This window comes from Pseudomonas sp. HMSC08G10, assembly GCF_001808425.1.
GTDB classification, from domain to species: Bacteria; Pseudomonadota; Gammaproteobacteria; order Pseudomonadales; family Pseudomonadaceae; genus Aquipseudomonas; species Aquipseudomonas guariconensis.
This window is the reverse complement of record NZ_KV793306.1, coordinates 285,300-311,208: the sequence shown is the minus strand read 5'-3', so window position 1 is coordinate 311,208 and position 25,909 is coordinate 285,300. Positions and strand designations below refer to the sequence as shown.

At 61.0% G+C, this 25,909-nt stretch carries 26 protein-coding genes and 3 tRNA genes (1 of these 29 running past the window's edge); 5 read left to right on the top strand and 24 right to left on the bottom strand.

Features of this window, described 5'->3' with window-relative positions:
* The 3 genes from HMPREF3173_RS11850 to gltX all read right to left on the bottom strand — a co-directional run.
* Positions 1–31, bottom strand: a tRNA-OTHER gene (locus HMPREF3173_RS11850); it reaches 52 nt to the left of the window's first position.
* A 78-nt stretch (positions 32–109) separates the two neighbouring features.
* Positions 110–185 (bottom strand) — tRNA-Ala (locus HMPREF3173_RS11845).
* Between the two features lie 285 nt (positions 186–470).
* Positions 471–1,952 (bottom strand): glutamate--tRNA ligase, encoded by a 1,482-nt coding sequence (gene gltX / locus HMPREF3173_RS11840; protein WP_070573293.1) that lies wholly within the window; start codon positions 1,950–1,952, stop codon positions 471–473.
* Positions 1,953–2,095: 143 nt separating this feature from the next.
* Between gltX and HMPREF3173_RS11835 the strand changes: the two genes are divergently transcribed.
* Both HMPREF3173_RS11835 and HMPREF3173_RS11830 read left to right on the top strand, forming a co-directional pair.
* Entirely contained in the window at positions 2,096–3,151 is a 1,056-nt protein-coding gene (locus tag HMPREF3173_RS11835; protein ID WP_070573291.1) for an HlyD family secretion protein, read from the top strand.
* Positions 3,152–3,200: 49 nt separating this feature from the next.
* Positions 3,201–4,691 carry a DHA2 family efflux MFS transporter permease subunit gene (locus HMPREF3173_RS11830; RefSeq protein WP_177343695.1) on the top strand — a complete coding sequence of 497 codons (1,491 nt, stop codon included), beginning with the start codon at positions 3,201–3,203 and terminating at the stop codon, positions 4,689–4,691.
* A gap of 63 nt (positions 4,692–4,754) precedes the next feature.
* On the opposite strand, the gene uvrB is transcribed toward HMPREF3173_RS11830, so the two are convergent.
* Entirely contained in the window at positions 4,755–6,770 is a 2,016-nt protein-coding gene (gene uvrB / locus HMPREF3173_RS11825; protein ID WP_070573287.1) for an excinuclease ABC subunit UvrB, read from the bottom strand.
* Positions 6,771–7,057: 287 nt separating this feature from the next.
* Between uvrB and HMPREF3173_RS11820 the strand changes: the two genes are divergently transcribed.
* Both HMPREF3173_RS11820 and HMPREF3173_RS11815 read left to right on the top strand, forming a co-directional pair.
* The gene (locus tag HMPREF3173_RS11820; RefSeq protein ID WP_070573285.1) at positions 7,058–8,254 is read left to right on the top strand and encodes an amino acid aminotransferase; all 1,197 of its coding nucleotides are present in this window, start codon (positions 7,058–7,060) and stop codon (positions 8,252–8,254) included.
* A gap of 62 nt (positions 8,255–8,316) precedes the next feature.
* A tRNA-Asn gene (locus tag HMPREF3173_RS11815) sits at positions 8,317–8,392 on the top strand.
* A 61-nt stretch (positions 8,393–8,453) separates the two neighbouring features.
* On the opposite strand, the gene HMPREF3173_RS11810 is transcribed toward HMPREF3173_RS11815, so the two are convergent.
* The 17 genes from HMPREF3173_RS11810 to HMPREF3173_RS11730 all read right to left on the bottom strand — a co-directional run bounded on the left by HMPREF3173_RS11810 (position 8,454) and on the right by HMPREF3173_RS11730 (position 22,161).
* On the bottom strand, positions 8,454–8,867 hold the full coding sequence (locus HMPREF3173_RS11810; protein WP_070573283.1) for a cupin domain-containing protein: 414 nt from the start codon (positions 8,865–8,867) through the stop codon (positions 8,454–8,456).
* A gap of 137 nt (positions 8,868–9,004) precedes the next feature.
* The gene (locus tag HMPREF3173_RS11805) at positions 9,005–9,562 is read right to left on the bottom strand and encodes a DUF1285 domain-containing protein (protein ID WP_070573280.1); all 558 of its coding nucleotides are present in this window, start codon (positions 9,560–9,562) and stop codon (positions 9,005–9,007) included.
* 10 nt (positions 9,563–9,572) lie between these two features.
* Positions 9,573–10,178: a DUF4823 domain-containing protein gene (locus tag HMPREF3173_RS11800; protein ID WP_070573278.1), complete on the bottom strand. Its 606-nt coding sequence runs from the start codon at positions 10,176–10,178 to the stop codon at positions 9,573–9,575.
* A 66-nt stretch (positions 10,179–10,244) separates the two neighbouring features.
* Positions 10,245–11,213 (bottom strand): GTP 3',8-cyclase MoaA, encoded by a 969-nt coding sequence (locus tag HMPREF3173_RS11795; RefSeq protein ID WP_070573276.1) that lies wholly within the window; start codon positions 11,211–11,213, stop codon positions 10,245–10,247.
* Positions 11,214–11,317: 104 nt separating this feature from the next.
* Positions 11,318–11,953, bottom strand: a complete 636-nt coding sequence (locus HMPREF3173_RS11790) for a TetR/AcrR family transcriptional regulator (RefSeq protein WP_070573274.1) — start codon at positions 11,951–11,953, stop codon at positions 11,318–11,320.
* A 388-nt stretch (positions 11,954–12,341) separates the two neighbouring features.
* Positions 12,342–13,127, bottom strand: a complete 786-nt coding sequence (locus HMPREF3173_RS11785) for a TatD family hydrolase (RefSeq protein WP_043215454.1) — start codon at positions 13,125–13,127, stop codon at positions 12,342–12,344.
* 33 nt (positions 13,128–13,160) lie between these two features.
* Positions 13,161–14,147 (bottom strand): DNA polymerase III subunit delta', encoded by a 987-nt coding sequence (locus HMPREF3173_RS11780; protein ID WP_070573272.1) that lies wholly within the window; start codon positions 14,145–14,147, stop codon positions 13,161–13,163.
* Positions 14,140–14,772, bottom strand: coding sequence for a dTMP kinase (gene tmk / locus HMPREF3173_RS11775; RefSeq protein ID WP_070573270.1), 633 nt, complete (start codon positions 14,770–14,772; stop codon positions 14,140–14,142). Before tmk ends, HMPREF3173_RS11780 begins: the two co-directional genes overlap by 8 nt.
* Before the next feature lie 9 nt (positions 14,773–14,781).
* A complete protein-coding gene (gene mltG / locus HMPREF3173_RS11770; RefSeq protein WP_043214419.1) occupies positions 14,782–15,939 on the bottom strand; it encodes an endolytic transglycosylase MltG in 1,158 nt (385 codons plus the stop codon).
* Between the two features lie 3 nt (positions 15,940–15,942).
* Entirely contained in the window at positions 15,943–16,764 is an 822-nt protein-coding gene (gene pabC, locus HMPREF3173_RS11765) for an aminodeoxychorismate lyase (RefSeq protein ID WP_070573268.1), read from the bottom strand.
* Entirely contained in the window at positions 16,764–18,008 is a 1,245-nt protein-coding gene (gene fabF / locus HMPREF3173_RS11760; RefSeq protein WP_043214415.1) for a beta-ketoacyl-ACP synthase II, read from the bottom strand. The genes pabC and fabF overlap by 1 nt, the downstream gene beginning before the upstream one ends.
* A 152-nt stretch (positions 18,009–18,160) precedes the next feature.
* Positions 18,161–18,397, bottom strand: coding sequence for an acyl carrier protein (acpP, locus tag HMPREF3173_RS11755; RefSeq protein ID WP_043214413.1), 237 nt, complete (start codon positions 18,395–18,397; stop codon positions 18,161–18,163).
* Between the two features lie 206 nt (positions 18,398–18,603).
* A complete protein-coding gene (gene fabG, locus HMPREF3173_RS11750; protein WP_043214411.1) occupies positions 18,604–19,344 on the bottom strand; it encodes a 3-oxoacyl-ACP reductase FabG in 741 nt (246 codons plus the stop codon).
* 16 nt (positions 19,345–19,360) lie between these two features.
* The gene (gene fabD / locus HMPREF3173_RS11745; protein WP_070573266.1) at positions 19,361–20,299 is read right to left on the bottom strand and encodes an ACP S-malonyltransferase; all 939 of its coding nucleotides are present in this window, start codon (positions 20,297–20,299) and stop codon (positions 19,361–19,363) included.
* Positions 20,300–20,423: 124 nt separating this feature from the next.
* A complete protein-coding gene (plsX, locus tag HMPREF3173_RS11740) occupies positions 20,424–21,434 on the bottom strand; it encodes a phosphate acyltransferase PlsX (protein WP_083300016.1) in 1,011 nt (336 codons plus the stop codon).
* A 3-nt stretch (positions 21,435–21,437) separates the two neighbouring features.
* Positions 21,438–21,620: a 50S ribosomal protein L32 gene (rpmF, locus tag HMPREF3173_RS11735; protein ID WP_008096416.1), complete on the bottom strand. Its 183-nt coding sequence runs from the start codon at positions 21,618–21,620 to the stop codon at positions 21,438–21,440.
* Between the two features lie 13 nt (positions 21,621–21,633).
* A complete protein-coding gene (locus HMPREF3173_RS11730; protein ID WP_043214407.1) occupies positions 21,634–22,161 on the bottom strand; it encodes a YceD family protein in 528 nt (175 codons plus the stop codon).
* A 96-nt stretch (positions 22,162–22,257) separates the two neighbouring features.
* On the opposite strand from HMPREF3173_RS11730, the gene HMPREF3173_RS11725 reads away from it, so the two are divergent.
* A complete protein-coding gene (locus tag HMPREF3173_RS11725; protein WP_070573263.1) occupies positions 22,258–22,836 on the top strand; it encodes a Maf family protein in 579 nt (192 codons plus the stop codon).
* A gap of 81 nt (positions 22,837–22,917) precedes the next feature.
* Here the strand turns inward: HMPREF3173_RS11725 and HMPREF3173_RS11720 are convergent, their stop codons facing one another.
* Genes HMPREF3173_RS11720 through rluC form a run of 3 tightly spaced genes read right to left on the bottom strand, consistent with a single transcriptional unit; the run spans position 22,918 to position 25,555 of the window.
* Entirely contained in the window at positions 22,918–23,910 is a 993-nt protein-coding gene (locus HMPREF3173_RS11720) for a S49 family peptidase (RefSeq protein ID WP_070573261.1), read from the bottom strand.
* Positions 23,903–24,592, bottom strand: coding sequence for an HAD family hydrolase (locus HMPREF3173_RS11715; protein ID WP_070573259.1), 690 nt, complete (start codon positions 24,590–24,592; stop codon positions 23,903–23,905). The genes HMPREF3173_RS11720 and HMPREF3173_RS11715 overlap by 8 nt, the downstream gene beginning before the upstream one ends.
* Before the next feature lie 6 nt (positions 24,593–24,598).
* Positions 24,599–25,555 (bottom strand): 23S rRNA pseudouridine(955/2504/2580) synthase RluC, encoded by a 957-nt coding sequence (gene rluC, locus HMPREF3173_RS11710; RefSeq protein ID WP_070573257.1) that lies wholly within the window; start codon positions 25,553–25,555, stop codon positions 24,599–24,601.
* Between the last annotated feature and the right edge of the window lie 354 nt (positions 25,556–25,909).

Here is a 25,909-nt window from a genome sequence, read left to right as displayed (position 1 = left end):
GCGGTGTCCTAGGCCACTAGACGAAGGGGACGAACCTTCTACCTCAAAGACCGGATTGCTGGAACCGATCTTTCTTCCCGATCAATTACCTTGATCGCGAAGCGGAATTTGGTGGAGCTAAGCGGGATCGAACCGCTGACCTCCTGCATGCCATGCAGGCGCTCTCCCAGCTGAGCTATAGCCCCACAATGTCGCGCTGAGCTGAAGTGCCGGCTGGGTGCCTTGCGCTTCGTTTTGCTCATCGCTGTGGACGGGGCGCATATTAAGTTCCGATTGCAGGGCTGTCAAACAAATTTTTGAAAATACCCAAAAAATTTTTCACAGATAACAATCACTTACCGCCCTGCCCTAAGGAACCCGCAGCGCCGCGCCCGTAGGAGCAGGTTTGTCCGCGAATGCCGAGGTGAATGCACCTTCGTATACGCGGGCCAACCCGCCCCCACAGCTCAACGACGAGCCTCGGAAAGCTGTCAGGCGATGCTCGCCAGCAGTTTTTCCCATTCCTTGTTTTCTTTCTTCGACACGCCACCGAGCAAGTCCAACGCCTGGCGCAGACGGTAACGGGTCAGGTCAGGGCCGAGGATTTCCATGGCATCGAGCACCGATACCGAGCTGGCTTGGCCCGTGACGGCCGCGAACATCAGCGGCATGGCGTCACGCAGTTTCAACTCAAGGGCATCGACCACCGCCTGGATGCAGCCGGTGATACGGTCCTTCTCCCACTGGCGCAAGCTCTCAAGCTTCCACAGGATCAATTGCATGACCTGGCGCACCTGATCGGCGGACAGCTTCTTGCTCTCGAACAGCTTGGCATCGAGCTTGAGGGCACCTTCGAAGAAGAAGCCGCCCAGCGCAGCGATCTGGCTGAAGGTCTCGACCCGGCCCTGCACGTGTGGCGCGATCTTCATCATGTAGTCGCTGTTGAAGGCCCACTTCTGCACGCGTGCGGCGAACTCTTCCACCGGCAGCTCGCGCAGCCACTGGCCATTGAGCCAGGACAGCTTTTCGATGTCGAAGATCGGACCACCCAGGGAGATGCGCGACAGGTCGAAGTGCTCGGCCATCTCGGCCAGGGAGAACTTCTCGCGCTCGTCCGGCATCGACCAGCCCATGCGGCCCAAGTAGTTGAGCATGGCTTCAGGCATGAAGCCCATACGCTCGTAGAACGTCACCGAGGTGGGGTTCTTGCGCTTGGACAGTTTGGATTTATCGGGGTTGCGCAGCAGCGGCATGTAGCAGAGCTTGGGCTGCTCCCAGCCGAAGTACTCGTACAGCTTGATCAATTTCGGCGCCGACGGCAGCCACTCCTCACCGCGCAGGACGTGGGTGATGCCCATCAGATGGTCATCGACCACGTTGGCCAGGAAGTAGGTCGGCAGGCCGTCGTTTTTCATCAACACCTGCATATCCATGCGATCCCATGGGATCTCGACGTCGCCACGGAGCATGTCAGGAACCACGCAGACACCTTCGCTCGGCACCTTCATGCGGATCACATGAGGTTCGCCGGCGTCCAGTCGTCGCTGCACTTCCTCGGCGCTCAGCAACAGCGCGCGGCCGTCATAGCGCGGGGTCTCACCACGGGCCATCTGCTCGGCACGCATCTGCTCCAGCTCTTCAGCGGTGCAGAAGCAATAGAAAGCGTGGCCGGCATCGACCAGTTGCTTGGCGTACTTGGCGTAGATCTCACCGCGCTCGCTCTGCCGGTATGGACCGTGGGGGCCGCCGACGTCCGGGCCTTCGTTCCATTCGATGCCGAGCCAACGCAGGGCGTCGAAGATCTGCTGCTCAGACTCACGGGTCGAGCGCAACTGGTCGGTATCTTCGATACGCAGGATGAACTCACCGCCGTGCTGCTTGGCAAAGCAGTAGTTGAACAGGGCGATGTAGGCGGTGCCGACATGGGGATCGCCGGTGGGCGATGGCGCGATGCGCGTGCGAACGGTGGTCATGGAGAGTCTCGAACGAAAGATGAAACAAAGGCGGGATGTTAGCAGGGAGCGGGCGTCCGGCTCCAGCAATGGCGCGATTGTCACTTGTGAGGGCGCCAGTACTGGCTGTTAAATTTACTTACATTTCTGGAACCATAGTACCCATGCCCGCCCAGCTCAAACGTCGCCTGCTGATCTTCTTCACCCTGGTCCTGCTCGTCGCCCTCGCCTTCCTGGCCCATTGGTACTTCAAGGGCCGCTTCTACGAGAGCACCGACAATGCCTATGTCCAAGGTGAAATCACGCGCATCTCAAGCCAGCTCGGTGCCCGCATCGACAACGTCCTGGTCGAGGACAACCAGCATGTGACCAAGGGCGAGCTCGTGGTTCACCTGGAACGGGCCGATTTCGAACTGGCCGTCGAGCGCGCCCGGGCAGCCCTGGCCACCCGCGAAGCCGAACGTGAGCAGGCGCAAAGCCGGCTGACCCAGCAAGGCAGCCTTATCGCGGCCGGCCAAGCCCAGGTGGCCGCCAACCAGGCGACCTTCAACCGCTCGCAACTAGACCTCAACCGCGCCCAAGCCTTGCGTAAGCCGGGTTTTGTCTCTGAGGAACGTGTCACTACCCTCTCGGCGGAGAGTCACGTGGCCCGCTCCCAAGTCGACAAGGCCCAGGCCGATCTGCAAAGCCAGCGCCAGCAGGTCAATACCTTGAGCGCTGGCCTCAAGCGCCTCGATGCGCAGATCGCCAATGCCCGCACCGACCTGGCCCAGGCCGAGCTGAACCTGAGCCGCTGCGAAATCCGCGCGCCGATCAGCGGCACCATCGGCCAGCGCAACGCACGCAATGGACAGGTAGTGCAAGCTGGCGCCTACCTGTTATCGATCGTTCCGGATGAAGACATCTGGGTGCAGGCCAACTTCAAGGAGACCCAGATTGGCCGCATGCACCCAGGGCAACGCGCAGAGCTGGTGTTCGACAGCTACCCGGATACGCCAATCGAAGGCAAGGTGGACAGCCTGTTCGCCGCCTCCGGGGCACAGTTCAGCCTGCTGCCGCCGGACAACGCCACCGGCAATTTCACCAAGGTGGTCCAACGTATCCCGGTGAAGCTTACCTTTGCCGCGGACAACCCGCTGCATGGGCGTATCCGTCCGGGCATGTCGGTAACCGCGACCGTTGAGCTGCGCGATGCGGACGAAGGCCACGATGGCCGGTGACGCGCTGATACGCCCCACTGCGCAGCCAAGCCGTCGCGACTGGATCGCGGTGATGAGCGCGATGCTCGGGGCGTTCATGGCGGTGCTGGATATCCAGATCACCAACTCATCGCTCAAAGACATTCAGGGCGCGCTCTCGGCCACCCTTGAAGAAGGCTCATGGATCTCCACCTCGTACCTTGTGGCGGAGATCATCATGATCCCTCTTACCGCCTGGCTGGTGCAGTTGCTCTCGGCCCGGCGCTTGGCGGTCTGGGTGTCACTGGGATTTCTCGCTTCCTCACTGCTGTGCTCCATGGCCTGGAACCTGGAGAGCATGATCCTCTTTCGCGCTCTTCAGGGTTTCACCGGCGGCGCCCTGATCCCCCTGGCGTTCACCCTTACGCTCATCAAACTGCCGGAGCATCAACGCGCAAAGGGCATGGCCATGTTTGCCATGACGGCCACGTTCGCCCCGTCGATCGGCCCGACACTGGGCGGCTGGCTGACCGAGAATTGGGGCTGGGAGTACATCTTTTATATCAATGTGCCACCAGGCATCGTGATGATCGGGGGCCTACTCTATGGCCTTGAGAAGAAAGAGGCACACTGGGACCTGCTCAAGCGCACCGACTACGCGGGCATCGTCACGCTGGGGCTGGGCCTGGGCTGCTTGCAAGTGTTTCTAGAAGAAGGTCATCGCAAGGATTGGCTGGAGTCGAACCTGATCGTCAGTCTGGGCGCAGTCGCGCTGATCAGTCTGATCACCTTCGTCATCCTGCAGTTCTCCAGGCCTCACCCGCTGATCAACCTGCGCATCCTCGGCAACCGCAACTTCGGACTGAGCAGCGTGGCGAGCCTGGGAATGGGCGTTGGGCTGTATGGCTCGATCTACCTGTTGCCGCTGTACCTGGCGCAGGTCCAGGGCTACAACGCCCTGCAGATCGGCGAAGTGATCATGTGGATGGGGTTGCCGCAGCTGTTCCTGATTCCGCTGGTGCCGCTGTTGATGAAGGTGATCCCGCCCAAGGTGCTCTGCGCACTGGGCTTTTGCCTGTTCGGTCTGGCCAGCTTCGGCTCGGGCGTATTGAACCCTGACTTTGCCGGGCCGCAATTCGACCAGATCCAGATCATCCGCGCAGTGGGGCAACCGATGATCATGGTGACCATCTCGCTTATCGCCACCGCCTACATCCTGCCGGAAGACGCCGGCTCAGCGTCGAGCCTGTTCAACATCCTGCGCAATCTGGGCGGGGCGATCGGTATCGCCCTGCTGGCGACACTGCTGGACGCACGAACCAAGGTGTATTTCGATTACCTGCGAGAATCAGTGGTGCCAAGCAATCCACAGGTGGCCGAACGGCTATCGCAGTTGGCCGAGCGGTTGGGCAGCGATAACGCGGCGCTGGGCAAACTGAGCGAGATCACCCACCAGCAAGCGCTGATCATGGCCTACAACGACGCCTTCCACTGGGTTGGCTTGGGACTGGTGGTGAGCATGGTGGCCGTGCTGCTGACCCGCAAGTTGCCACCCGGAATGAAGCCGGGCGAGGCCCATTGAATGGGTGTCGCCTGCCCTCTTCGCGGGCAAACCCGCGAAGAAGTCTCACAGGCACTCGAGCGATCAACTCGCTATTAATCGTTCGCGCAGTTGGGTGATATCGTCGCGCAACTGGGCGGCGGCCTCGAACTCCAGGTCGCGGGCGTACTGGAACATCTTCTCTTCCAATTGCTTGATGCGCTTGGTGATCTGCGCCGGCGTCTGCAACTCAGCCTCGTTGCGGGCGCTCTCTTGCGCAGCCTTGGCCATGCTCTTGCGCTTCTTGCTGCGTCCGCCCGGAACGCTTGCGCCTTCCATGATGTCGGTGATGTCCTTGACCACGCCTTTGGGCACGATGCCGTGGGCCAGGTTGAATTCGATCTGCTTGGCCCGGCGTCGCTCGGTCTCGTCGATGGCCCGTTGCATGGAGCCGGTGACCTGGTCGGCATAGAGGATCGCCTTGCCGTTGAGGTTACGTGCGGCGCGGCCGATGGTCTGGATCAGTGAGCGTTCCGAACGCAGGAAACCTTCCTTGTCGGCATCGAGGATGGCCACCAGGGACACCTCGGGCATGTCCAGGCCCTCGCGCAACAGGTTGATGCCCACCAGCACGTCGAAGCTACCCAGGCGCAGGTCGCGGATGATCTCGACCCGTTCGACGGTATCGATGTCCGAGTGCAGGTAGCGTACCCGCACGTCGTGATCGGCCAGGTAGTCGGTAAGATCCTCGGCCATGCGCTTGGTCAGGGTGGTGGCCAACACCCGCTCGCCAGCGTCCACGCGCTTGCGGATTTCCGACAGCAGGTCATCGACCTGGGTCAGGGCCGGCCGCACCTCCACCTGCGGGTCCACCAGGCCGGTGGGACGCACCACCTGCTCCACCACCCGCCCAGCGTGCTCGGCTTCGTAGGGACCGGGGGTAGCCGAGACGAAGATGGTCTGCGGGCTGACAGCCTCCCACTCGTCAAAGCGCATGGGGCGGTTGTCCAGCGCCGACGGCAGGCGGAAGCCGTACTCCACCAGAGTTTCTTTGCGCGAGCGGTCGCCCTTGTACATTGCACCGACCTGGGGAACGCTGACGTGGGATTCATCGATAACCAGCAACGCGTCCGCCGGCAGGTAGTCGTACAGGGTCGGTGGCGGCGCGCCGGCCGGTCGGCCGGACAGGTAGCGCGAGTAGTTTTCGATGCCGTTGCAGTAACCAAGCTCGAGGATCATCTCCAGGTCAAAGCGGGTGCGCTGCTCCAGACGCTGGGCCTCTACCAGCTTGTTCGCCTTCTGCAGGTAGTCCAGGCGGTCCTTGAGTTCTTCCTTGATGCCCTCCACTGCCTCGAGCAAGGTCTCGCGTGGCGTGACGTAGTGGCTCTTGGGGTAGAAAGTGAAGCGCGGCAGCTTACGGATGACCTCGCCGGTGAGCGGGTCGAAGGCGGCGATATTCTCCACCTCGTCATCGAACAGTTCGATGCGGATGGCCTCAAGGTCCGATTCGGCCGGAAAGATATCGACCACGTCCCCCCGCACACGGAAGGTGGCACGGGCGAAGTCCATCTCGTTGCGGGTGTATTGCAGGTCCGCCAGGCGGCGTAGCAGTGCGCGCTGGTCGAGTTTATCGCCACGATCGACGTGCAGGACCATCTTCAAGTAGGTCTCGGGGCTACCCAGGCCGTAGATGCAGGACACCGTGGTGACGATGATTGCGTCGCGGCGTTCCAGCAAGGCTTTGGTAGCCGACAGCCGCATCTGCTCGATGTGATCGTTGATCGAGGCGTCCTTCTCGATGAAGGTGTCGGACGAGGGCACGTAGGCCTCAGGCTGGTAGTAGTCGTAGTAGGAGACGAAATACTCCACTGCGTTGTTCGGGAAGAACGCCTTGAACTCGCCGTACAACTGCGCCGCCAGGGTCTTGTTCGGTGCCAGTACCAGGGTCGGACGCTGCACCTGCTGGATGACATTGGCGATGCTGAAGGTCTTGCCCGAGCCGGTCACGCCCAGCAGGGTCTGGTGCGAAAGCCCGGCCTCGATGCCTTCGACCATCAGTCGGATGGCCTCGGGCTGGTCGCCGGCCGGCTGGAAACGGGTGACGAGCTGGAACTCGGACATGACGGACCTCGCGGTAACGCAGCAACTGTAAATTTAGCCAGTAGTCTATACCCAAATGCGCCCGCCCGGGACCAGATTCAAGGCCAAGCTGCGAACGCGCATAACGATGGACCGGGCAATTCGACCAATGGTCGAAAAATATTCGCACAAAAGCCCGGAAAACCTGCGCCAGACTGTCGCGGTGACCGATGGGTATCACTATACTGACTCCCCGTTTGCGCACCACTTCTGTGCACTCGGCCGGAGTGTGCGCGTCCTATCACTCTCCAATCAGAGCCAAGGTAACAATGAGCCTGTTTTCCGCTGTCGAGCTGGCACCCCGCGACCCCATCTTGGGCCTCAACGAAGCATTCAACGCCGACCCACGTACCGACAAGGTCAACCTGGGCGTAGGCGTGTACTGCAATGAGGAAGGCCGCATTCCGCTGCTGCGCGCCGTGATCGAAGCCGAGACCCAGCGTGCTGCCCAGCACGCCTCGCGCGGCTACCTGCCGATCGATGGTATCGCCACCTACGACCAGGCCGTACAGAAGCTGCTGTTCGGCGCCGAGTCGCCACTGCTGGCCGCTGGCCGCGTAGTCACCGTACAGGCCGTTGGCGGCACCGGTGCTCTGAAAATCGGCGCCGACTTCCTCAAGCGAATTTCGCCCAACGCCGTAGTGGCCATCAGCGATCCGAGCTGGGAAAACCACCGCGCCCTGTTCGAAAGCGCCGGCTTCCCGGTGCAGAACTACCGCTACTACGACGCGCCGAGCAACGACGTCAACCGCGCCGGTATGCTCGAGGACCTGAACAACCTGCCTTCCGGCTCGATCGTCGTGCTGCACGCCTGCTGCCATAACCCGACCGGCGTCGACCTGACCCTGGACGATTGGAAAAACGTTCTGGACGTCGTCAAAGCCAAAGGCCACGTGCCCTTCCTGGACATGGCCTACCAGGGCTTCGGTGACGGCATCGCTGAAGACGCCTTCGCGGTGCGCCTGTTCGCCGAGTCGGGCATGGAGTTCTTCGTTTCCAGCTCGTTCTCCAAGTCGTTCTCGCTGTACGGCGAGCGCGTTGGTGCCCTGTCGATCGTCACCGCCTCGAAAGACGAAAGCACCCGTGTGCTGTCGCAGGTCAAGCGCGTCATCCGCACCACCTACTCCAACCCACCGACTCACGGCGCCACCATCGTCGCCACCGTGCTCAACAGCGCCGAACTGCGCCAGATGTGGGAAGCGGAGCTGGGCGAGATGCGCGAACGTATCCACGGCATGCGCAAGCAGATGGTCGAACTGCTGGCCCAGTACGGCGCCAAGCGCGACTTCAGCTTCGTGGGCCGCCAGGTGGGCATGTTCTCCTACTCGGGCCTGACCGTTGAGCAAGTGACCCGCCTGAAGAACGACTTCGGTATCTACGCCCTGGACACTGGCCGTATCGCCGTTGCCGCCTTGAACCAAAGCAACATCCACGTCGTCACCAAGGCCATCGTCGAAGTGCTGTAACTCATTGATTGCCCAGGGGGAAGCTTGACTTCCCCCTGGCGATCAGTAAGATACGCGCAGATTCCGCGATAGCTCAGTCGGTAGAGCAAATGACTGTTAATCATTGGGTCCCTGGTTCGAGTCCAGGTCGCGGAGCCAAACATTGAAAAAACCTCCAGATGCGCAAGCACTGGAGGTTTTTCGTTTCTGCCGTTGCGTTCTATTTCACTGGCTCGGTGACAGGTTTGCCCTCCTCGACCAGACTCCAAACCAGCAGCTTGGCGGGCCGGCTCTGGCTGGCGTTACGCGACACACTGTGCACGGTACCCGGTGCCTCGTACCAGTACTCCCCTGCCTTGTAGATCCTTTCGCGCTCATCATTGAGCTTGGAAGCCACCGCCCCCTCGAGCACATAGGCCATAACCGCGCCAGGGTGCTGATGGGCCGGCGAGGCCTGTCCCGGTGCATAACTGACGGTGAGCATGACGGCTTTTTTGCCAGGCGCATTGCTGGGAAGCCGCTCTTGCAGGATCTTGACCTGATCGGGCTGCTCACCGTGGGCCCAGGCTGGCGCTTGTAGGCCCCAAAGGCCGAAGGACAGCAGCAAGACGAGGGAGTGATGGAGGGTTTTCATGGGTATCTCCTGATGGGCGATTGCCAGCAGGTTATGTCCCGAGGCGCTAGGGGCAAATGTCCAATTCAGGGAAAAAGCAGGAGGCCGATCAGCGTCGATCCTGGGCCGCTGCGCGCCCCATATCAACCTTCAGCTCTTCAAGGCCGACCGATCGGATAGAACTCGCCGCCACTCCAGACACCCAGCCACACTTGTCCGTCGATCTCGCGCGGCACCGCCAACTCGACCAATTGGTAGAATACGTTGCGGTGAATCAACGCCTCGAGGTTGCTGCGCATGAGGATATAAGGCGAAGGTTCCTGGGTTCGCGAATCGATTTCGACACGTAGGGGATGGTCCTTGCCAGCAACGACCTGATCGTCGACGTTACTGGTAAAGCGCAGCACCTGTTGCTCGCCGCTGCCTTCCACATCCAGCGTCACAGCGACGAACGGTGCGTCATCGACGCGGATGCCGACCTTCTCCACCGGGGTAACCAGGAAATAGTCATCGCCGTCGCGGCGAATGATGGTGGAGAACAACCGCACCATCGGCTTGCGTCCGATAGGTGTGCCCAGGTAATACCACGTGCCATCCCGGGCGATGCGCATGTCGATGTCGCCGCAGAAGTCCGGGTTCCATAGATGCACCGGCGGCAGGCCCTTCTCCTTGGGGATCTGCGCCAGAAGATCGTTGGCCTTGCCGCTACCTGTCATGCCCCTGCCCTCAACGACTCATACCCACGAGACTACGAGCGTAATCGCGCATGGGCTGAGCAAGCAAATCTTCCGGCGCATTGTCGTGGAACGTCAACAAACCGCCACGGCTCTTGATACGTACGGTGTCGATCAGATAGCGAGTGCTGGTCTCGATCAGCATCATCTGTACCACGCCAGTGTCCACGCCCAAACGATCCACAGCCTGCTCGTCATACCATTCGTCCCCGTTGCCGATGCGGTCGTCGCTACGAGCGAAGCGAGTGTACAGGACGTAATCGGCCCCAACCGAGCGCGCCTCGGCAATCGCCTCCTCCAGCCCCAACGGCCCCTGCGCACGACGTACCAGCGGGAAGTACTCGACAAAATTCTTGTAGGCTTCCTCGGCCACAGCGTTCTGGCGTGGAACCGGACCTTTGGCCGGCGGTACGAAGTAGCCTTGGCCGATGAAGATGAACGAATCTGGTTGCAGACGCACCGACAGGCTTCGCCGAGTCTCGCTGTGATCCAGCAGCCCAGCATCGCTCATGTGGTACCGAACGCCTTCACCCATATCACTGACATTCATGCAGCCGCCCAACGCCATCAGGGCGAGCGACAAGACCAGGCTACGCATCATTCCTCCAGAACCCGGCGACGAAAAACCGGCGAATAGCCGCCAGATGCAGCTTTTGCGCCAGAATCAACCGCCGATCACTTTCATGATCGTCACCCCACCGGAAAACGCCACATCCTGCTTGTCCGCCAAAGCCTTGACCAATAACCGCTGCAGGCTGGGAAGCGCCTGGTGACGCGGCTTGTCGAGCAAATCGCCGACAAAATGCCGATTGCCCGATGACAAGCAGCCATGCAGCCAGCCCGTGGAGGACAACCGCAGGCGTGAGCAGGTTCGGCAAAATGGCACGCTCTCGTTGGCAATCACGCCGAAATGCCCTTTACCGGGAATTCGATAACGCATCGCAGTGGCATCGATAGGGGCACTCGCCTGTTGATAGGCATGAACCTGGCCGATCAACCCAAGCAGTTGCTCCAGGCTCACGAACTGCTGCAGAAAAGCGTTGTGATCGCGGGCCAGATGCCCCATGCGCATGAGCTCGATGAAGCGCAGCTCGTATCCTCGCTCCAGGCAATAATCCAGTAGCGGCAACACCTGATCGAGGTTCTGCCCACGCATCGGCACCATGTTCACCTTGATGCTCATACCAGCGGCACTGGCTTGCGCCATGCCGGTCAACACGCTCTGCAGGTCACCTCCGCGCGCAATTCGGCGAAACGCCTGCGGATCGAGGGTATCGAGGGAAACATTCAGGCGGCGAATACCAGCATCTAGCAACAGCGGCAGCTTGCGTGAAAGCAGCTGGCCATTGGTGGTCAGTCCAATCTCGGCCAGCCCCAGCTTGGCTACCGACTCCAGAAAGCCTTCCAAGCGGGGACTGACCAAGGGCTCCCCCCCGGTAATGCGTAGTTTCTCGATGCCAGCCGCCTCGACCAGGTAGGCTACGCCGCGGGCCAGGGTCTGCGCCGGGAGTTCATCCTGTGCTGCCACCAGGCGCTTGCCATCAGGCACACAGTAGGTACAGGCGTAGTTGCAAGCAGCCGTCAGGCTGACACGCAGGTTGCGAAAACGCCTACCTTGACGATCGACGATCATGAATGACTCCGGCATGGAAGAATCGGGCCTGCAAAACCTGACTCAAAAATCAGGTTTTTGCAAGCCTCAATGCCGGACGGTGCAGGGAAAGGCCGGTCAGACCTTCAGTTTGCGATTTCCGGGTCGCGTTTGCGCTTGTTGCCCATGCGTACGCCGATGTCCATGAGGAACTGGAAGAAACCTTCTTGATCCTCCAGTACATTGCTCCAGAAGGGTGAGTGGTACAGCGCAACGGCGCCATGCACCAACGCCCAGGCGGCGCAATAGTGGAAGTATGGCGGCACGTCCTCGAGCTTGCCCTCGCTGATGCGCCCCTTGATCAAGAGGGTCAGGCGATCGAAATTGGAGGCACGGATGCGGTGCAGTTCGTCGACCATCTCCGGCACCTGGTTGCCCTTGACCACTTTCTCTTCCAGGCGATCGAACAGCCGGTAGCGCTGCGGATCGCGCATGCGGAATTCGAAATAGGCGCGCGACAGGGCCTCCTTGTCACGGTCGACGTCGTCCGAATGCAACAGCGTGTTCAGGTCACGCTCATAGTCAAGCATCAGGCGCAGGTATATCTCCGCCTTGGACTTGAAGTGCTTGTAGATCGTGCCTTTGCCGATACCCACGGCGTCGGCGATCATCTCGACGGTGACGCTGTCTTCCCCTTGTTCGAGAAACAGCTTGAGTGCGGTATCGAGGATCTCTTGTTCGCGGCGGCGAAACTCACGGACCTTACGAGGTTCTTTCTGCATAGGAAGGACTGGATGACAATCGAAGCGGATTATTATGCCTAACTTGCAGGAAATTGCACGGATCATCCAAGCATCTGTGTATCACGATACGTGCAGGGAGGCCCTAAAGCCCCTGGAAAATACGCCCAGCCATACAGGGATGGCCCAATGGTTCCAAGGCGTATTCCAAATCTGTTTAAAAAACGACCAGTTGTCGCTGGCACTGTGCCAAACCTGACCAATACTTGGAGTGTTGGCGCGGCGCATCCCCCCAAGTGGCGCGTCAATAAAGGTGCCCAGGGACCGCGGTACCTTTGTTTTACTCCTAATGGTCTTAACCCGGATTCCCCCCCCAGAACCCGGGTTTTTTTTGCCCGGATCCCCGCCTTGCAGGGTGAGGGCAATCGGATCAGCCAGCCACCCGCGCCAGCGGGAACAGCCGCTTGAAGTTGGCCGTGGTCTGCTCGGCCAATTGGGCGTAACTGACGCCACGCAGCGACGCCACGTACTCGGCCACTTCACGCACATATTGCGGCAGATTAGGCTTGCCCCGATACGGAATCGGCGCAAGGTATGGCGAGTCGGTCTCGACCAGCAGCCGGTCGGCAGGCACCTGACGGGCGACGTCACGCAGGGCATCGGCATTGCGGAAGGTAACAATGCCCGACAAAGAGATGTAATAGCCCAGGTCCAAGGCCTGACGGGCCATGTCCCAGTCTTCGGTGAAGCAGTGCAGCACACCGGCCTGGGGCAAGTTGGCCTCGCGCAGCAACGCCAAGGTGTCGGCCCGTGCCGCGCGAGTATGAACGATCACCGGCTTGCCGGTCTGGCGCGACGCCTCCAGGTGCAGGCGGAAGGATGCCTGCTGCAAAGCTGCCGCCTCCGGCTCGTAGTGGTAATCCAAACCCGTTTCGCCAATAGCGACGACGTGGGGGTGGGCCAGCTCACGCAGCAGCCACTCCAGCGCGGGTGTTTCACCGGGTGCAAGGTCCAACGGGTGCACCCCCACCGAGCAATCCACATCGGCGTATTGCTCGCTCAACGCTTTGACGGCAGCGGCGTTCTCGGCGCTCACCCCGATACACAGAAAATGCCCGACACCCCGCTCCCGGGCGGTCTGCAGCGCCGCATCGAGGGAGCCCTGGTGGGCACTGAGGTCTAGACGATCAAGGTGGCAATGGGAATCTACGAGCATGGGATGACGGCACACATGGAGAAAACGAAAGTATCAGCGGGCGCCAGGCAACTGGACCCAATGGGCCAGCAAGGCTTCCAGCAGCAGGACACGATTGAGGTTGGCCTTGGCAAGTACTTTCTGGCGCTGTTCGAGAATCCACGCCTGGACCTCCAGCACCCTGCCCTGTCGGCTCTTCTGCGCCAGATACTGAACCACCTTGCGCATATCGGCCAAGCCTAGCCCCTCTTCGTCCTGGGTCAATTGATAACGCAGAATCAGGTGCGACCAGTCACAGAACCAGTCGAACAACAAGAGCAAAGGGACATTGTTCCAGGCCTCGGCGAGCTGACTGGGCGATTGCTGCTGCTTGAGCAGCTTCTTGACCCCTTCGGTGACCAGCGCACGCTGTTCACGCACGCCTTGTGTCTGCAAGCTGACAGCCATCAACGGCGAGCCAGCAGCGAGGGCCAGCAGCTCATCGCGCTCCTCAGTGCTGCTCTCGGGCAAGGCACCGGCCAACCAGGCCTGGCTTTGAGCCAGGCTTGGTTGCGGGCATGCGATCTGCTGGCAACGGCTCTTGATAGTCGGCAGCAAGCGGCTCGGCTGATGACTGACCAGTAGCAACACGGTGTCGCCGGAGGGTTCCTCCAGGCTCTTGAGCAAGGCGTTCGATGCATTGACGTTCATTGCCTCGACCGGCTCGATCAGCACCACCTTGCGCCCGCCCTGTTGGGCGGTCTGCACCACGAAGGACACCAGCTCACGCACCTGGTCGATCTTGATCGGCTTGTCGGCCTCTTCGGGCTCGAGCACGAAGTTGTCCGGATGGCTCCCCGCCTTGAGCAGCAGACACGACTTGCACTGGCCACAGGCATCTAGCCCCTGGGGCTGTTGACACAGCAGGCGCGCCATCAGGCGCTCGGCCAAGGCGCGTTTACCGATGCCCTGCGGCCCGTGCAGGAGGTAGGCATGGGCGTGCTGAGCCCGTCCAGACAGTTGCTCCCAAAGCCCCTGTTGCCAGGGATAGGCTTCAGCCACGGCACCGCTCCAAAATGCCAGGCAACAGTGCGTCGATGGCACGCTGCACAGCCTCCAGCGGTTGTGCGGCATCCAGCACGCTATAGCGCTGAGGGGCGCCTTGGGCGCGCTGCAGATACGCCTGCCGCACAGCCTCGAAGAAGGCCTGGCCTTCCTGCTCGAAGCGGTCCAGGCGACCACGGGCAGCAGCGCGCGCCAGGCCGACCTCGACCGGCAGGTCGAACACCAGAGTCAGATCCGGACGCAACGAGCCCTGGACAAAGGATTCCAAGGTAGCGATACGCGCCTGGGGCAGCCCCCGGCCGCCGCCTTGATAGGCATAGGTGGCATCGGTGAAGCGATCGCAAAGCACCACCGCACCACGCGCCAGAGCGGGACGAATGACCTGATCCAGGTGCTGAGCGCGAGCGGCGAACATCAGCAGCAGTTCAGTATCGACCGCCATGATCTCGTCACTGGGCGCCAGCAACAGTTCGCGGATCCGCTCGGCCAGCGGCGTACCACCGGGTTCGCGGGTCATGACTACGTCCAGCCCCTGCTCGCGCAAACGCTCGGCCAGGTATTCGCGATTGGTACTTTTGCCCGCGCCTTCGGGGCCTTCCAGGGTAATAAACAAGCCGCTCACTGGCAGTCCTTACTGTTGTTCGTCAGGTGCCGGCGCATCGCCCGGCGCAGGGTCGCTGGCAGGTGCATCGCCCTCAGGGATCGGGTTCTGACCCGACTCGGCCGGCGCCTGCTCGCTCGCATCCGGCTGCGTCTGCGGCGCGGGGCTGGAGCGGTAATCGGAGCGGCGCTTGAGCTGGAACTCACGCACCGCGCTATTGTGATCATCCAAGTCATCCGAGAACACATGGCTGCCATCGCCGCGGGCGACGAAATACAAGCTCGTGCCATCGGAGGGGTTCAGCGCGGCATGGATCGCCTCGCGACCGACCATGGCGATCGGTGTCGGCGGCAAGCCCGTCATGGTGTAGGTGTTGTAGGGCGTCGGCTCACGTAGGTCGGCGCGGGTGATCTTGCCGTTATAGCGCTCACCCATGCCGTAGATCACGGTCGGGTCGGTCTGCAGCATCATGCCCAGGCGCAGACGACGCACGAACACACCGGCGATCTGCCCGCGCTCCTGGGGAATACCGGTTTCCTTTTCCACCAGCGATGCCATGATCAGCGCTTGGTATGGGTCACGATAAGGCAAGTCAGTGGCCCGCTCGGCCCATTCCTTGGCCAGGACTTCCTCCAGGCGCATGTAGGCTTGCTGCAGCAGCTCGACATCGCTCATGCCCCGCACGAAACGGTAGGTGTCGGGGAAGAAACGACCTTCAGGAAACACGCCGGTATGCCCCAGCTTTTCCATCACCTCAGCGTCGGACAGGCCGTCAAGGGTGTGTTTGACCTTTTCGTGCTTGGCCACTGCGGCGCGCACCTGGCGGAAGGTCCAGCCCTCGACCAGGGTCAGGTTGTACTGCACCACATCGGCCCGGCGCCAGGCCTCGAACAGTTCGGCCACGGTCATGCCCGGAGACAGACGATATTCGCCGGTGTGCAATGGGGTGCCGGCCATGTTGAAACGCCAGTACAGGCGCAGCCAGACGGCATCATCGAGCAGTCCTTCGCTCTGCATGCGATAGAACATACGATTAGGGGTGGTGCCGCTGGGCACGTCGAGCAGTTGCTCCTGCGTCACGTGCAGAGGCTGCTCCAGAACCGAGTTGACCTTCCAGGCCGACCAGCCCACAGCGAGGCCAGCCAGGATCAACCCCATTTCCAGCAGCAGCAGGAATTTGCGTCTCACGAATCAGGTTTCCAGTAACGTACGGGCAACGGCCTGCAGTTTACGGGTGAGCGGGCCTGGCGACCAGTTAAGCTTGAGTGCCGCGAATTCGCGCACCGGCCAGACGCCGTACACACTATTGCACAGGAACACTTCGTCAGCCTGCTCCAACTCCGCCAACGCGAGGTCGCGCACCTGGGTCTGGACACCGAGTGCTGCGGCCTGCTCGAGCAACGCCGCACGCATCACGCCCGTAACACCGCAGCGGCTCAGGTCCGCCGTCAGCAGCACACCGTCGCGCACCAGGAACAGGTTGCTGTACACCCCCTCGATCAGCCGCCCTTGCATGTCGCGCATCAGCCCTTCGGCGTGATCGGTGCCTTGCCATTCACTGCGGGCCAATACCTGTTCCAAGCGGTTCAGGTGTTTGAGCCCGGCCAGCAGCGGTTGTTCCGCCAGGCGGGTCTGGCAGTCGAACAGCCGTATGCCGTGTTCGGCATTTTCCCGGGGATAGGCAGGCAACGGGCTGCCCTGGAGGATACGACGGGGCGCGGCACCGGCAGCAGGTGCATAGCCACGCAGGCTGTCGCCACGGGTGAGGATCAGCTTGGCCACGCCTTCACCGAGCTGGCTGGCGTAAGCGATGATTTCGTCGTGGATCAGTGGCAGGTCAGCCTCGATCGCCAGCCGCTGGCAACCCAACGCCAGGCGATCAAGGTGCTGTGTGAGCAGGCTGGGCCTGCCCGCACGCACGGCGATGGTCTCGAACAGGCCATCGCCATAGGCCAAGCCGCGGTTCTGCACATTGAGTGCAGTCGCGGCCTGGCCGTCGATCCAACTGTGCATCAGCCGACGAACCGGCGGAACACCAGCGAACCGTTGGTCCCGCCAAAGCCGAAGGAGTTGGACAACACTACATCGATAGGCATGCTGCGGGCTTCGTGAGGCACGAAGTCAAGGTCGCAGCCGTCGTCCGGCTCGTCCAGATTGATGGTCGGCGGCGCCATCTGGCTGTTGATCGCCAGTACGCTGAAGATCGCTTCCACAGCACCTGCGGCGCCCAGCAGGTGGCCGGTCATCGACTTGGTCGAGCTCACGGCCAGCTTGTAGGCGTGCTCGCCGAACACCCGCTTGATCGCGGCCACTTCGGCGATGTCGCCCGCCGGGGTCGAGGTACCATGGGCGTTGATGTAGCTGACCTCTTCCGGCTGAATGCCAGCGTCACGCAGGGCATTGGTCATGCAGCGCGCAGCGCCATCACCGGTGTCGGGCGGCGAAGTCATGTGGTAGGCATCCCCGCTCATGCCAAAGCCAACCAGCTCGGCATAGATCGTCGCGCCTCGGGCCTTGGCATGCTCGAGTTCTTCGAGAACCAGGGCACCAGCACCATCGGAAAGCACGAAGCCATCACGGCCTTTGTCCCATGGACGGCTGGCACGGGTCGGCTCATCATTGCGCGTCGACAGTGCACGGGAGGCGCCGAAGCCACCCATGCCCAGACCACAGGCAGCCATCTCGGCACCACCGGCGATCATCACGTCGGCTTCACCGTAGGCGATGTTGCGCGCGGCCATGCCGATGCAGTGGGTGCCGGTAGTGCATGCAGTGGCGATCGCGTAGTTCGGTCCCTGCAGACCCAGGTGGATCGACAGGAAACCCGAGATCATATTGATGATCGAACCCGGCACGAAGAACGGCGAAATCCGGCGCGGCCCTTGATCATGCAAGGTGCGACTGGTTTCTTCGATGTTGGTCAGGCCGCCAATGCCCGAGCCCATGGCCACACCGATACGCTCGCGGTTGGCGTCGGTGACTTCCAGGCCGGCATTGCGTACCGCCTGGAAACCGGCCGCCAGACCGTACTGGATGAACAGGTCGAGCTTGCGAGCTTCCTTGGCCGACAGGTACTGCTCAACCTCAAAGCCCTTCACCGAGCCGCCAAAACGGGTGGTATAGGCAGACAGGTCCGTGTGTTCGATCGGCCCAATGCCACTGCGGCCAGCCAGAATGCCCTGCCAAGTGCTCGGTACATCGGTACCCAGTGGCGACAGCATACCCATACCGGTGACCACGACGCGTCTACGCGACACAGTACTCTCCTCTTCTAATAACAGAGTCTCTTGCCATTGCATTCAGGCAATGGAATGAAATGGCAACAGGCTCTCGGCACTCGCAAAGAAAAAACCGCACGCCGGCAAAGGCAGTGCGGTTTTTCCCGACAAGAAGCGTCGACTACTGCGTCTTAGGCCTGGTGGCTTTTGACGTAGTCGATAGCAGCTTGAACGGTAGTGATCTTCTCGGCTTCTTCGTCAGGGATTTCGGTCTCGAATTCCTCTTCCAGAGCCATCACCAGCTCAACGGTGTCAAGCGAATCGGCACCCAGGTCATCGACGAAGGACTTCTCAGCAGTCACTTCCTCTTCCTTGACGCCCAGTTGCTCGGCGACGATTTTCTTGACGCGTTCTTCGATGGTGCTCATACCTAGTTTTCACTCCTAATGGACATATGTCAGGCAGCTGGCCGGTGACCAAGTTTATAGAAAGACGCCTGCTTTTCAAGCGGAACGCGCCGATCTCGAAGTCACCTGACCCTCTGCCTGGAATCTGGTTGCAGCTTTATAACGGATTTTAGGCTCCGTGTATGACACTTTTTTGAAGCAATCCGTCACATTGGTGCTGCAGGTTTTTACATGTACATCCCGCCGTTGACCGGCACGGTGGCGCCCGTCACGTAGGCCGCGCCATCGGATGCCAGGAAGGAAACCACCTTGGCGATCTCGTCGGCGTGACCCAGACGACCCAGCGGAATCTGCGACTGCAGAGCTTCGCGCTGTGCTTCTGGAAGCTCACGGGTCATATCGGTATCGATGAAGCCCGGAGTCACCGAGTTGACGGTGATATTGCGCGAGCCCACTTCACGCGCCAGGGCACGGCTAAAGCCTTCCAAACCGGCCTTGGCGGCAGCATAGTTGACCTGACCGACGTTACCCATGGCACCGACGACCGAGCCGATGCTGATGATACGACCCCAGCGTGCCTTGGTCATGCCACGCAGCACGCCCTTGGACAGACGGTAGAGGCTGTTGAGGTTGGTGTCGACCACGTCGAACCACTCATCATCCTTCATGCGCAGCATCAGGTTATCGCGGGTGATACCCGCGTTGTTGACCAGGATGGCCGGTGCGCCGAACTGCTCACCGATGGCCGCGAGCACGGCACTGACCGACTCGTCGCTGGTTACATTCAGCTCCATGCCGGTGCCATTGATGCCGTGTTCCTTCAGGGTCGCGGCGATACGTTCGGCACCCGAGGCCGAGGTAGCGGTGCCGATCACGGTCGCGCCCTGGCGGCCCAGTTCCAGGGCGATAGCCTGGCCGATACCGCGGCTGGCGCCGGTGACCAGGGCAACTTTACCTTGCAGGCTCATGCAAGCTTCTCCAGTTTCAGGCCAGCGCCGCACGGGTGGCGGCGACGGCGTCAGGGGTATTGAGGTTGTAGGTGGTCACGCCATCGGCGCAACGCTTGTTCAGGCCAGCCAGGACTTTACCAGGACCACACTCGACCAGGTTGACCGCACCATTGGCGGCCAGGGTCTGCACACACTCGACCCAACGCACAGGCTGGTACAGCTGGGCCAGCAAGTCCTGCTTGAGGGCAGTCAGGTCGGCGGCGATCGCGGCGGTGACATTCTGCACGACCGGAATCTGCGGGGCCTTCCACTCGATGGCGTTGACCGCCTCGGCGAAGCGCTCGGCGGCAGGCTTCATCAATGCACAGTGCGACGGCACACTGACCGCCAGCGGCAGCGCGCGCTTGGCACCCTTGGCCTTGCACAGTTCCATGGCGCGATCCACCGCGGCCTTGTTGCCGGCGATGACCACCTGGCCTGGCGAGTTGAAGTTGACCGCGCTGACCACTTCATCTTCAGCCGCTTCTGCACAGATCGCCACAACATCGGCATCATCCAGGCCCAAGATTGCCGCCATGGCACCGTGACCTGCAGGAACGGCCTCTTGCATGAGCTGGCCACGACGCTCGACCAGGCGAACGGCATCTTTCAGGCTCAGGCTGCCAGCAGCGACCAACGCGCTGTACTCGCCCAGGCTATGGCCAGAAACGAAGGCCGGTTGCGCACCACCCTCTTCCAGCCACAGGCGCCACAGGGCAATGGATGCAGTGAGGATCGCCGGCTGGGTTTTGTCGGTTTGGTTGAGTTGTTCCTCCGGACCTTGCTGGACCAGCTGCCACAGGTCATAGCCCAGAGCCTCGGAAGCCTCCTTGAAGGTCTCGACGATTACCGGTTTCTCTGCGCCGAGTTCGGCGAGCATGCCCAGCGACTGGGAACCTTGACCGGGAAAGACGAATGCGAGGGATGCAGACATTGAACAAGCCCTTATGATCTTGTCGTCGGATAGGGTGCGTCGAGCCCAGGGCTGGACGCGGAAACTGAAAACTTGGATGGGAAAAGAGACCAAGCGGTCACATTTAACCATTTCACGGCGGGAATTAAAGCAAGAGATCTTCCAGGCGACCATGCAGGCGTTGCGGCAGGTTCTCCTGGATTTCGATCAGCGCCCGCTGGATGGCGCTCTGGAAGCCCTGCACTCCGGCAGAACCATGGCTCTTGATGACGATACCTTGTAGACCGAGGAAGCTCGCGCCATTGTGCCGCGCCGGGGCCAGGTCGGCCTGCAGTCGCTTGAGCAGGGGCATGGCCATGGCACCAGCGGCCCGGGCCAACACACTCCCCTTGAATAGCGCCTCGATGCGCGCACCGATCATGGTGGCCAGACCTTCGCTGGACTTGAGCAGGATATTGCCGACGAAACCGTCGCACACCACCACATCGGCCTCACCACGGTAGAGGCCATCGCCCTCGACGAAACCAATGTAGTTGAGCCCGCGAGCATTCTGCAGAAGGCTCGCTGCAAGCTTGACCTGCTGATTGCCTTTGATGTCCTCGGTACCAACATTGAGCAGCGCCACCCGCGGACGATGGATTCCCAGCGCCTGGGCGGCCACTGATCCCATCACGGCGAACTGGTAGAGGTTCTCGGCGCTGCAATCGACATTGGCGCCAAGATCCAACAGCTGGCAATACCCTGCCTGCGTGGGGATCGCCGCCACCATCGCCGGCCGGTCGATGCCCGGCAGCGTCTTGAGCACGAAGCGCGACAGCGCCATGAGCGCACCGGTATTTCCGGCGCTCACGCAGGCCTGCGCCTTGCCATCACGCACCAGTTCCAGGGCGACGCGCATCGACGAGTCAGGTTTACCCCGCAATGCCTGTGATGGCCGCTCGTCCATACCCACCACTTCGCTTGCCGCTACGATTTGCAGGCGCGCGCGATCCGCAGCCGGCAGACTGCTGACAAGATCTTCGAGGAGGGGGGGTTGACCGACGAGGGTCAGGTGTAACGAGGGGGTAGCCGAGAGGCAAGCAATACTTGCCTGAACAATGCTGCGGGGACCGAAGTCCCCGCCCATTGCGTCGATCGCGATGATCTGAGCGGACAAGGATTACTCGTCAGCGCCCTTGTCGATCACTTTGCGACCACGGTATACGCCTTCTGGCGAAACGTGGTGGCGCAGGTGTACTTCACCGGTGCTCTTCTCTACGGACAGCGCGTTTTCCGACAGGGCGTCGTGGGAACGGCGCATGTCACGGGCAGAGCGGGATTTTTTGTTCTGCTGAACAGCCATAATTGATTAACTCCTAAACGTTTGGGTCACGCTTTAACTGCGCCAAAACACTGAACGGGTTGGACCGCGATACCTCGTCCTTGCTCGATTCGGGCTCATCTGCGCCCGCCGGCTGCTGGCATTCTTCCGGATGATGAGCAGGCACGATAGGCAAGGCGAGCAAGAGCTCTTCCTCGATCAACGCCTGCAGATCCAAAGGATCTTCGCCCAGTTCCAGCACGTCATAGCCTTTCGGCAACGACTGGGTATTCGCACCCTCCTTCACCACAGCGTACGTACATTCACTGTGAATCGGCAGGGTGACCAGCTCAAGACAACGCTGGCAAACCATCTTGACTTCGACATCGAGTTCGCTGTGAAACACCACAGCGCCTTGCTCGTCTCGCTCAAAATCGAACTTCGCCTGCACCGTACCGACATCGTCGGACAGCGGGTCGCAGAGTCTTTCCAAATCAGCGAGTTGCAGCGAACCTTGGATGGTTACGCCACGATCGGCCAATTTGCGCGGGTCAACGTGAGGTGGAATCGGGTCATTCAACATAGGCGCAGCATTCTAGGGATGCCCCCCGCCCCTGTCAAAGGAAATTCGGCGGCATCTCACATGTTAGAATTTGGTTCATCTGCCCAGGAGTCTACCATGCTTCCCCTGTTACTGGCTTCCAGCTCCCCCTACCGGCGCGAACTGCTTGAGCGCCTGCACCTGCCCTTCAGCTGGGCAAGCCCCGATATAGACGAGCGGCGCCTGGATGACGAGCCGGCCACCACTTTGGTTCGTCGCCTGGCCCGCCAGAAAGCCGAGGCGCTTGCGGCCAGCCACCCCGACCACCTGATCATCGGCTCCGACCAGGTAGCGGTGCTCGGCGAGCAGATCCTGGGCAAGCCACATACCTTCGAACGCGCCTGCGAACAACTGCTGGCCGCCAGCGGCCAGCAGGTCACCTTTCTCACCGGCCTGGCGCTACTCAACAGCACCACAGGCCAATGCCAGGTGGATTGCGTGCCCTTTACCGTAAATTTGCGTGAACTGGATCGCGAAAGCGTGGAACGCTATGTGGCAGCGGAACAGCCCCTGGATTGCGCAGGCAGCTTCAAGGCCGAAGGCCTGGGGGTAAGCTTGTTCCAAAGCACCCACGGCTGCGATGCAACCAGCCTGATCGGGCTACCGCTGATCCGACTGGTCGACATGCTTTTGAAAGAAGGCGTGCAGATTCCCTGAAGGTCTGAACGAAGTAACCCAGCCCCTGGGGCATCGCCTCACATGCGCGAGCGATGCCCAATCACTGGAGCGGGCTTGATATCAGCGCAGCGATGGCCCTTGGAAACCCATCCACATAGCCAGGCGCTCAGCCACGCTGGCACCCAAGCGCTTGGAGAAGCGATCGAACGGCGACTCCTGGACAGTGAAGTCCACCAACTCCTTCTCACCCACAATCTCACGCGCCACGTAGCTGGCACTGCCCAACCCATCCACCAGCCCCAGTTCCTTGGCCTGCTCGCCCGACCAGACCAAGCCACTGAACAGCTCTGGATGCTCCTTGTCCTTCAGGCGATCGCCGCGACCCTGCTTGACCATGGCGATGAACTGACGATGCGTGGTATCGAGCACGCCCTGCCAGAACGCGGTCTCTTCTGGCTTTTGCGGCGAGAACGGATCCAGGAACGCCTTGTGCTCGCCTGCGGTGTAGGTCCGCCGCTCCACACCCAGTTTCTCCATGGTGCCGACAAAGCCATAACCTGCAGCGGTCACACCGATGGAGCCCACCAGACTCGCCTTGTCGGCATAGATTTCATCAGCCGCACTGGCAATGTAATAAGCCCCCGACGCGCCTAGGTCGGCAATCACCGCATAAAGCTTGATCGCAGGGTATTCAGCACGCAGTCGGCGGATCTCGTCGTAAACGTAACCCGACTGCACAGGACTGCCGCCAGGACTATTGATGCGCATGATCACAGCCTTGGTCTTGGTATCCTTGAAGGCGTCTCGCAGACTCTTGATGATATTGTCGGCACTGGCTGGCTCCTCGTCGGCAATCATGCCACGCACCTCTACCAGCGCTGTATGGTTGGCACTGCGCGACGCAGCCTTGTCCACATCCATCATGGGCGTGAACAGCACCAACAGCCCGAACAGGTAAACGAAGGTCAGCAGCTTGAAGAAAATGCCCCAGCGCCGCGCCCGACGCTGCTCTTGGACACCTGCAAGCAGGGTCTTTTCCAGCAACTTCCAGCTCTTGCGCTCCTCGCGTTCTTCCGACTCTTCGGGCTCGGGCGCCCGCCACTCATCAGCCATGCTTACCTACCTTGGAATTGACCGTGCGCGAACAGGCGAGCCACTCGCGCAACTGTGAAAAATGATCGATGCACACCTGTGGACCGAATTCGCTCAAGGCCTGCAACGACATAGCACCATACCCCACCGCAACCGAATGCATCCCGGCGTTGCTGGCCATTTGCAAGTCGAACGCAGAGTCTCCGACCATCAGCGCCTGATGAGGTTCGACCTGGCAGTGAACCAGGATCTGCTCGAGCATCAGCGGATGTGGCTTACCGCGCGTCTCGTCGGCGGCACGGGTAATGTCGAAGTAACGTTCCCAGCCATTGGCCTTGAGCACCCGATCCAGACCACGACGCGCCTTGCCGGTGGCAACTGCTAGACGGTAGCCGTCGGCACGGAAAGCCTCCAACGACTCGACCACGCCATCGAACAACGGCGAAGGCTGTTGATCCAGGGCCATGTAGATATCGGCGTAGTGCTGCCGGAAAACCTCGACCTGAACGGCATCCAGGTGAGGATAAAGCGTAGAGATCGCCTCCCCCAGCGCCAGACCGATGATGCCCTTGATCGCAGCATCGCTGCTGGAGGCTTCGCCGGCACGCTCAGCCGCGGCATTCATGGCCTCGACGATACGCCCAATGGAATCGGCCAGGGTGCCGTCCCAATCGAAGATCAACAACTCATAGGGTTTATTCATGAACGATCAAGTCGCACTCAAGCGCTCCACAGTCTTGGACCAGACCTCATCCACCGGAGCCTCGAGCTTGAGCTCACCGCCATCGGGCAGCGGCACGGTCAGGGCATAGGCATGCAGGAACAGACGCTTGCCACCCAGATCACGAATCTCCCTGGAGAAGTCTTCGTCACCATACTTGCTGTCCCCGGCGATGCTATGCCCGGCATGCAAGGTATGGACACGAATCTGGTGGGTACGCCCCGTCACCGGACGCGCCTCGACCATGGTCGCGAAGTCGCCGAAGCGACGCAGGACGCGGAACAGCGTCAGCGCTTCCTTGCCCTCCTCATCAACTTCGACCATGCGCTCGCCGGAGCGCAGGTTGCTCTTTTGCAGCGGCGCGCTGACCTGCTTCTTGGACGTTGGCCAGTGGCCACGCACCAACGCCATGTACCGCTTGTCGACACCGTCGCCGCGCAATGCGGCATGCAAATGGCGCAGCATGCTGCGCTTCTTGGCGATCATGAGCAGCCCGGAGGTGTCACGATCGAGGCGATGCACCAGCTCCAGCTCCTTGGCATCCGGACGCAGCTGACGCAGTGCCTCGATCACGCCGAAGCTCAGACCACTGCCGCCATGCACGGCAATACCGGCTGGCTTGTTGAGCACGATCAGCGCCTTGTCTTCATAGACAATAGCCGCCTCCAGGCGCTGCAAAAGCCCCTGGGCCACCGGCGCAGGCTCGTCGCGCTCAGGCAGCCGGACAGGCGGCACTCGTACGATGTCGCCAGCCTGCAGTTTGTACTCAGGCTTGATCCGCCCTTTGTTGACCCGCACCTCGCCTTTACGCAGGATGCGGTAAACCAAGGTCTTGGGCACGCCTTTGAGGGCCGTGATGAGGAAATTGTCGATGCGTTGGCCGGCAAGCTCCGGCGCGACTTCGATCAGCTGAACGCCGGAAGTCGGAGGGGTATTGGTCGTCATGGAGGAATCATAACAATTTTTTATGGAATTGAAGCACTTAATCATTGCTGCTATAGTCGCGAACGCCGCCAAAAGCGGCAGGCCAGCGGCAGCAGGCTCCAGGCCCGCCCCTGACCATCGCAATTCTCGAGGACGCGAGGCCGTCCGACGGGGTTTTCGCCAGTTTACCGAAATGCCTGGAATCGCCACCAGCGCCGTGTAGAGAAGACCGAAAAAAAACGACAAGTGCGGTGTTTCACCTGCTTACCCGCTTCTTTTCGCCGTACCTCTGCCCGCCCCTTGGCGCTTGCACGCATCGCCCGGCGAATGCTTCGGAAATACCTGCCTTGGACATAAATGGCGCCAGTTCCCGAA